This is a genomic window from Archangium sp., from assembly GCF_036388035.1.
Taxonomy (GTDB): Bacteria; Myxococcota; Myxococcia; order Myxococcales; family Myxococcaceae; genus Archangium.
Window position 1 is genome coordinate 1 of sequence record NZ_DASVSO010000640.1, and the last position, 7,610, is coordinate 7,610.

At 69.4% G+C, this 7,610-nt stretch carries 7 protein-coding genes; 4 read left to right on the forward strand and 3 right to left on the reverse strand.

Annotation, left to right across the window (positions count from 1 at the left end; all coding sequences use genetic code 11):
- Positions 1–562, forward strand: a 562-nt coding sequence (locus tag VF697_RS26230) for a twin-arginine translocase subunit TatC (protein WP_331099453.1), incomplete at its 5' end; no start/stop codon positions are given.
- A gap of 40 nt (positions 563–602) precedes the next feature.
- On the opposite strand, the gene VF697_RS26235 is transcribed toward VF697_RS26230, so the two are convergent.
- Positions 603–1,787: a glycosyltransferase family 2 protein gene (locus VF697_RS26235; RefSeq protein ID WP_331099454.1), complete on the reverse strand. Its 1,185-nt coding sequence runs from the start codon at positions 1,785–1,787 to the stop codon at positions 603–605.
- 131 nt (positions 1,788–1,918) lie between these two features.
- Here VF697_RS26235 and VF697_RS26240 point away from each other — a divergent pair, with 131 nt between their 5' ends.
- On the forward strand, positions 1,919–2,992 hold the full coding sequence (locus VF697_RS26240; RefSeq protein WP_331099455.1) for a potassium channel family protein: 1,074 nt from the start codon (positions 1,919–1,921) through the stop codon (positions 2,990–2,992).
- Between the two features lie 31 nt (positions 2,993–3,023).
- Here VF697_RS26240 and VF697_RS26245 read toward each other — a convergent pair whose 3' ends face one another.
- A complete protein-coding gene (locus VF697_RS26245; protein WP_331099459.1) occupies positions 3,024–3,818 on the reverse strand; it encodes a Uma2 family endonuclease in 795 nt (264 codons plus the stop codon).
- A gap of 354 nt (positions 3,819–4,172) precedes the next feature.
- Here VF697_RS26245 and VF697_RS26250 point away from each other — a divergent pair, with 354 nt between their 5' ends.
- Positions 4,173–5,696: an exopolysaccharide biosynthesis polyprenyl glycosylphosphotransferase gene (locus VF697_RS26250; RefSeq protein WP_331099456.1), complete on the forward strand. Its 1,524-nt coding sequence runs from the start codon at positions 4,173–4,175 to the stop codon at positions 5,694–5,696.
- Here VF697_RS26250 and deoD read toward each other — a convergent pair.
- Positions 5,690–6,400, reverse strand: coding sequence for a purine-nucleoside phosphorylase (gene deoD, locus VF697_RS26255; protein ID WP_331099457.1), 711 nt, complete (start codon positions 6,398–6,400; stop codon positions 5,690–5,692). The two genes, VF697_RS26250 and deoD, sit on opposite strands and share 7 nt — an antisense overlap.
- Before the next feature lie 137 nt (positions 6,401–6,537).
- Here deoD and VF697_RS26260 point away from each other — a divergent pair.
- The coding region (locus tag VF697_RS26260; RefSeq protein ID WP_331099458.1) for a HAMP domain-containing protein at positions 6,538–7,610 on the forward strand (1,073 nt) is incomplete at its 3' end.

The following is a 7,610-nucleotide window of genomic DNA, read 5'->3' on the forward strand; positions in this document are numbered from 1 at the left end:
TGGCGCGCCGGCGCGCAGTGTGCTGCGGCAGGCGGTGGAGAAGCGGGCGGAGGCGGTGGCGGCGTACGCGAAGGAGGACTACGCGGCGTCGGGCAAGGCCCTGGACGAGGCGGCGAGCCTGCTGGCCGGGGTGGCGCCCACGCGTGCCGAGGAGATGGCCGGGCTGTGGCGGCTGGAGAAGCAGCTCGCGCTGGGCAAGGCGCGCCACGTGGCCGAGGCGTGGACGCGGCCGATGCTGACGATGAACGAGCAGCTCTCGCTGGTGCTGCTGCTCCTGCTGTCCTTCGGCATCATCTTCGAGCTGCCGCTGGTGATGGCGCTGCTGGGCCTGGTGGGCGTGGTGCGCGCGGGCTTCCTGATGAAGTACCAGCGGCACGCCTTCGTGGTGTGCCTCATCGCGGCCGCCATCCTTACGCCCACGGGCGACGTGGTGAACCTGTCGCTGATGGCCGGTCCGATGCTGCTCTGCTACGAGCTGGGCGTGCTGGCCGTGTGGCTCATCGAGCGCAGGCGCTCGAAGCAGGAATCCGAGACGAGCATCACCCCGACGACGGGCGCCTGAGCCCCTGTTGCGAGGGGCTCGGGAGTCACGGGCCCGTCCCCTAGAACGGCGACTGCACCCGTGCCCCCGCGCGCAGCATCTCCGTGGGGTACAGGGTGCCGCGCCAGACGATGCCCCCGCGCCGCCAGCCGAGCCACCCCGAGCGCAGCATGACGGCCACGTAGAGGAGCGTGCCCACGGGGAACGCGAGCGTGGCGAGCAGGGGGCGGCGGAAGGTGCGGCTGGCGAGGGCGCACATGGCGAGCGCCAGGGCCGTGCCCACCAGGCCCAGCACGCGGAGCCACCCGGGCCACACCGGCGCCAGCGCGAGCAGCGGCGCGGTCTCGATGAGCAGGAAGAGCAGGCACGAGAAGATGAGGCGCGTGTTGCTGAAGTGGCCCATCACCGCGTAGCCATTCTTCTCGCTGCCTCGGGCCATGGCGCCCAGCGAGGGGTAGAGCTCCACGCTCACATGCTCGAGCGCATGCGCCACGCCACAGCGGCCTCCCGCGCGCTTGGCCATCTGCCCGAGGGCCCAGTCATCGGCGATCTCCAGCTTGAGCCACTCGAAGCCGGGCGTCCGCGCGAGCAAGTCACGGTGGATGAGGTTGAAGACCCCGGCCCCCATGGAGGCGGATGACTGGGGGTCGGCCACCTGGTGCAGACGGCCGGCGGTGCCGACGAGCCGCATGAGGGTGGAGGTGACGGTGTCCAGCGGGAAGGACGTGGGCCGCAGGTGGAACAGGACACAGAGGAAGTCCCACCCGCGGGCCGCGCACAGGGAGATGGAGCGGCGCACGGTGTCCGGGGTGAAGTGCACGTCCGCGTCGGTGAAGAGCAGCCACTCCCCTGTGGCGGCCTCGGCGCCGCGGTGGAGGGCGTGGAGCTTGCCCAACCAGCCCTCGGGAAGATGGGTGAGGTGCACGGCCTTCACCCGCGAGTCGGACGCGGCGAGGCGATCCACCAGGGCGCTCGTCCCGTCGGTGGAGCGGTCATCGACGAGCACCACCTCCAGCTCCGGATAGTCCTGGGCGAGGCGCGAGGCCACGGCGGCCTCCAGCGTGTCCGCCTCGTTGCAGGCGGGGATGACGAGCGACACCCGGGGCCACCGGCCCGGCTCGGGAACGCCGGAGGCTCCCAGGCGCGGCAACCCTCGCTCCATTCGCGTGAGGCCCCACAGGCCCAGGGCCCAATACGCACCACTGAGGCACACCAGCACGGCCAAGGCACCCACCAGCATGGTCATGTTCGAGCTCCTCCCCCCGGTTGCTCGATTCTTCAAGGGACGTGTCGCGACGCTACTCTCTCGGAGGAGCGGGAGCACGCGCGGTGACCTCGGGTGGCCGAGGTAGCGTGGGCATGGTACGGAAGGTGGCGATGGTGACTCTCCGCCGCCGCCTGGAGATGAACGCGCGCTACCTCGGGGCGTTGCTGCGCCGCTTCCGCACGACGGTCCTCATGGCGGTGCTGCTCTTCGGCCTGATGCCGCTGGTGTACCGGGTGCGCCATGTGATGCCGGACGGGCACCCGGTGAGCCTGGGCAAGGCGCTGCGTCACGTCTACTTCCTGCTCTATGGGCAGCCGTCATTGGATGTGGATGACAACCTGCTGATGCTGTTCGACATGATCATCCCGCCAGTGGGGATCGCGGTGCTGGTCGATGGCGTGGTGCGCTTCGCGTACCTCTTCTTCGCCAAGCACCGGCAGGACAAGGAGTGGTTCGAGGTGATTGCCGAGGCGTTCAAGGGGCACGTGGTGGTGTGTGGGGCGGGGCGCGTGGGGTACCGGGTGGTGGCGCAGCTGCGCGCGCTGGGCAAGGACGTGGTGGTGGTGGAGAAGCGCGAGGAGGCGACGTTCGTCGCGGTGCTGCGGGACGAGCAGGTGCCACTGCTCATCGACGACATCCGCAGCCCGCAGTGCCTGCCGCGCACCAACGTGAAGAAGGCGGCGGCCATCGTCTGCGCCACGGACGACGACCTGGCCAACCTGAACATCGCGCTGGACGCGCGGCGGATGAACCCGGACATCCGGGTGGTCATCCGGCTCTTCGACGACGACCTGGTGGCCAAGGTGCGCGACACCTTCAAGGCCGAGGCGCTGAGCAGCTCGTCGCTGGCGGCCCCGGCCATGGCGCTGGCGGCGCTGGACCCCCGCATCATCCACTCGTTCCGCATCGGCACGCACCTGATGGTGGTGTCCGTCTTCGAGGCGCGTGACGGGTTGCCGGGGATGACCATCTCGGACGTACGGGACCGCTTCGGAGGGCTGGCGCTCTCGATGCGCGGCAAGGGTGACAGCTCCGAGAAGCTGCACCCCACCGGCCAGACACGTATCGCGCCGGGGGACGTGCTGACCCTCCAGGCCGAGTACGAGGACTACCGGAAGCTCCGGGTCTTCACCCAGGAGCCCGAGGCCCCCGTCTACGCCCCGCGCACCGAGGTCATGGTCTGAGGGCGCGGCAAGGCGGCCAGAAGGGGAGTCCTCAGTCCTCGCGTTGTTGAAGGCGCTCCAGCTCGGTCCGCAGCTCCGCCAGATGGCGCTCCGCTTCCTCGCGGCGTCGCGCCTCTTCTTCGCGGCGTCGCGCCTCTTCCTCCGCTCGCTGCTGCGCTTCCTCCAACTTCTCCTTCAGCCGCTCCAGCAACTCCCCGGACTCCAGCAGCAGCGCGTTGCCGGACCACAACCTCAGCTCATCCCCCACCAGCTCCAGCTCCAGCCCCAGCACCTCCGAGGTGTACCGGCCCTGCTTCGCTTCCATTCGCTCGTACTGCCTCGCCTCGGGTGTGGGTAACCGGTACCCGTCCAGCCTCTGTCGTGACCGGTCGTAGATGAAGTACTCGGGAATGCCCACTCGGGCGTAGCGCTCCACGTTGTACTCGGCGTCCTTCTTCCGGTCGCCGCCCACGTGTACCTCCATCACCCAGTCCAGCCCCTTGCCCTCGTGGCTCACGATCCACTTGTCCCGCTCGTGCGTCTCCACGTCCAGGACGGCGAGCAGGTCCGGCGCGAAGCGCCGCTCTCCCGGGTAGTACACCGGCAGTTCCGCGCCCAGGTACACCTTGCGCCGCTGGTGGGCGAAGTAGCCTTTGAGCGCGTCCATCGTGCGCACCTTGGCCCGGAAGTGTCTGTCGCCCTCCGGCATGGCCATCTCGTCCCACGTCACCTCTCCAGGCAGGGATTCCACCACCCGAGCCCGCTCCTCCGGTCCCATCGCCTCCCACTCCTCCTGAGTGGGCGCCTGGGGGAAGGCGTTCCCACCCTCTGTCGTGTGCCGTCCCATGCGCTTGAGCGTGCGACGGGTGACCTCGTTGGTCAATCTCCCCCGCGCTACTTCTCAGCAAGGAGTGGGCCGAGTGCACAAAAGGCGTGGCGCCGAGGACACGGGTGTTGGGAGCACCGCGCTTCGCCGTTTCCGGCGTGGAGGGTACATCCCGTTTCATGGATGCCCCACCTCTGAGCCTGCTCGCCCGGTGGGGTCCAATCGGAATATGCCGCTGGTAATGGAGCCCTATGGAGAAGGAGCGTCTGGAGGCTCTTCTTTGAATGCTCCTTCACCTGGAGAGGATGGACTCCCGAGGAATCCAGGTGCCACACTGTTGCAGTGAGCCCCCCTGCTTCGATGGTTCCTCCTCCGATGGGGACGGTCACCCCCTCGGGCCGCTTCGCCGCGATCAAGCCGCTCTGGCTGGTGCCTGCTCGGGTCTATCTGCAGCGCCGTGCTTCCCGCACCCTGCTGATGCATGCGGTGCGTGGTTTCTCGCGCGTGCTGCTGCTGGTGGCCGCCGACACCGCCGCCTTCCTCGTGGCCCGCGCCGCCCTGGTCGCCGCGCTGGACGGCTTGCCGATCGAGCCCCTCGATGAGGCGACCCGCTGGGTGGTGCCCGCGCTCGGCGCCTATGGCGGATGGCAGATGGCGGTCGGTCTCGTGGTGGGCCTGCTGGTGGCGGGCGCCTACCACTCGGGAGATGACTGGCGCTCTCCCCGGAAGATGCTCAGCGGGGTCGCGCTGGCGGTGGGCCTCGTGCTCTGGCGCGACCTGTGGTTGCGCGACATCTTCTCCGTGGTGGCGCACTACATGGCCGCCGTGGCCGGCCTGGGCCTCACCGTCCTGTGCACCCGTCTCACGCTCTCCTTCCTCATCTCCCGCTTCATCCGCCTCTACCACTCGCCCGCCGAGCGGGTGCTCCTCGTGGGCTCTCCGGACGACCCCGCCAGCCGGCGGGTACGCGAGCGGCTGTCGCTCCATGGCAGCATGGAAGTGGTGGGATGGATCTCCCCCCAGGGGGCGGCCTCGCCCGGCGGTACCCAGGACAAGGTGCTCGGCTCCATCGATGACCTCTGGACCGTCCTGAAGGACAACCCCGTGGACACCGTGGTGCTCTGCGGCTTCGTGAGCGATGCCCAGCACAGGCTGCTGCTGGAGGCGGTGGTCTCCGCGGGAGGTCGCCTGCTCGCCGTGTCGCGCTACGACAGGCTCGGCTGGGTGCGCCCCTCACCCGTCTCCTATCGCTCGCTCTCCTTCATGGAGCTGACGGTGCCCTCGCTGCGCGCGCAGCAACTCTGGGTCAAGCGGATGGTGGACCTGACGGGCGCCGGCCTGGGGCTGCTGCTCATCTCCCCGCTGCTCACGCTCATCGCGCTCGCCATCAAGCTCGACTCGCGCGGGCCCGTCTTCTTCGCCCAGGAGCGGGTGGGGCAAGGGGGCCGCACCTTCCGCATGATGAAGTTCCGCACCATGCGGGTGGGCGCGGACGCGGAGAAGGCGAAGCTGGCCCACCTCAACACCAGCGGTGACGCGCGCCTGTTCAAGATTCCCAATGATCCGCGCGTCACCCGCGTGGGCGCCATCCTTCGCAAGTGGAGCCTGGACGAGCTGCCCCAGCTCTTCAATGTGCTGCGCGGGGACATGTCCATCGTGGGGCCCCGGCCCTTTTTCGAGTCGGACCTGGCCACCTACCGCGAGCACCACTTCGGCCGGCTGGGCGCCCTTCCGGGCATCACCGGCCTGTGGCAGGTCAGCGGCCGCAGCTCCATCACCGACTTCGAGGAGGTGGTGCGGCTCGACTGCGAGTACATCCACCGCTGGTCGCTCTGGTTGGACGTGGAGATCCTCCTCAAGACGCTCCCAGCGGTGGTGCGGCGTACCGGCGCCTACTGAGCGACGGCCACGTCCAGCGCCAGCTCGATCATCTCGTCGAAGGTGGTCTGGCGCTCGGCCGGGGTGAGGTGCTCGTTGGTGCGCAGGTGGTCGGAGACCGTCAGCAGCCCGAGCGCGCGGGCGCCGAACTCGGCGGCCACGCCGTACAGGCCCGCCACCTCCATCTCCACGGCGAGCATGCCCATGCGCTCGTGCAGCTCGTACTTCTCTCCGCCCGGGGTGTAGAAGAAGTCCGAGGTGAAGACCGAGCCGACGCGCACCGGACGGCCGCGCTTCTCGGCGGCCTCCACGGCCTGACGGGCCAGCGCGAAGTCCGCCACCGCGGGGAAGTCCTGGCCCTGCAGGCGCATGCGGTTGACGTTGGAGTCCGTGCCCGCGCCCACCGCGATGATGACGTCGCGCAGCTTCACGTCCTGGCGGATGGCGCCGCAGCTGCCCACGCGGATGAGCACGCGGGCGCCGTAGTGCTGGATGAGCTCGGTGGCGTAGATGGACACGGAGGGGATGCCCATTCCGTGGCCCATGATGGAGAGCTTGCGGCCCCGGAAGGTGCCCGTGTAGCCGAGCATGTTGCGCACCGAGGTGACCTCGCGCGCGTCCTGGAGGAAGCGCTGGGAGATGTAGCGGGAGCGCAGCGGATCGCCGGGCATGATGACCACGTCGGCGAAGTCTCCGGGCGCGGCGGAGATGTGGGGGGTTGGCATGGCGCGGAGCATAGCGCCTCCCGTTCGCCAGGAAAGGCGGACCGTCCGCCCGGCATGGCGGCGACCGAGCCCCTCGTGCGCAGCCTCGGGCTGGGTGGTGGGGCCCGTCGCCCACATGACCATTCTTCCAGAAGGTCATGAGGTCCCTCTCCTATCGCTCACAGCTATTGCTGCTGATGGTGACCCCGGTGCTGGTGACGACGGCGGTGCTTGGCTGGCTGTCCTATCGGGCGGCGAGCGAAGCCCTGAGTCAGGACGCCATCCGCACCGTGGGGATTGCCGCGAATGCACGCGAGCAGTCCCTGGTGATGCGGCTGCGCCGGCAGCAAGAGCGCGCCGTCGGCTTTCTGCGGGTCGCCACCGCGGACTGTACCGACAGGGCGGGCCCAGGGCAGGTGCTCTGCTTCCAGGAGGCGCTCTCCGACTTCGTGAACACCGAGGGCGTGCTGGGGGCACGGCTGGTGATCCCTGGCCTGGAGCCCGTCCAGGTAGGCGAGCAGGTGACCCCGGAGAACATGGCCTCCCTGCCTCCAGGTCAGCTCGCACGCTTCGAGCCGAAGCAGGAGGAGAGGCGCGCCTACCACCTCCGCGTCCAGGACGGCGGGATGACCCTGGGGCTCCGGTTCGATGCCGCGCTGCTCGACCCCATGTTCGAGGATCGCTCCGGGTTGGGCGAGTCGGGGGAGACGTTCCTGGCGGACACCCAGGGCCTGTTCATCACGAAGCCGAAGTACCCGGGGCACTCCGGAGAGCACAAGAGTCATCCCATCGACGCCCGCCCCATGCGCGAGTGTCTGTCCGGACGGGACGCGGAGATCCTGGCCCCGGACTATCGCGGCGTCGACGTCATCCATGGCTTCCGCTTCATCGAGGAGATTGGCGGAGGCTGCATCATGGCCCACATCGAGCAGGCCGAGGCGTTCGCTCCAGCGCGCGCGCTGCGTGCCCGGGTGGCCCAGGTGGCGGCGGTATTGGGGCTGCTCGCCGTGGGGCTCTCCTTCATCTTCGCGCGCCGCCTCTCGCGCCCCGTGTCCCGCCTCACGGACAGGGCACGCTCGCTCCAGGCGGGAGACTTCGATATCGCGGGGCCCGTCGAGGGGCCCCGGGAGCTCAAGGCGTTCGCGGAGACCTTCACGAAGATGGCGCGCTCGCTCCAGGAGTCCACCGAGGAGCGGGCCCGGATGCTCACGCGCGAGACGCAGGCGCGCCG

Bases quoted from the DNA above. Each gene is read 5' to 3' on its own strand.
- VF697_RS26235 (WP_331099454.1), bottom strand. From the start codon at position 1,787: ATGACCATGCTGGTGGGTGCCTTGGCCGTGCTGGTGTGCCTCAGTGGT.
- VF697_RS26240 (WP_331099455.1), top strand. From the start codon at position 1,919: ATGGTGACTCTCCGCCGCCGCCTGGAGATGAACGCGCGCTACCTCGGG.
- VF697_RS26245 (WP_331099459.1), bottom strand. From the start codon at position 3,818: ATGGGACGGCACACGACAGAGGGTGGGAACGCCTTCCCCCAGGCGCCC.
- VF697_RS26250 (WP_331099456.1), top strand. From the start codon at position 4,173: ATGGGGACGGTCACCCCCTCGGGCCGCTTCGCCGCGATCAAGCCGCTC.
- deoD (WP_331099457.1), bottom strand. From the start codon at position 6,400: ATGCCAACCCCCCACATCTCCGCCGCGCCCGGAGACTTCGCCGACGTG.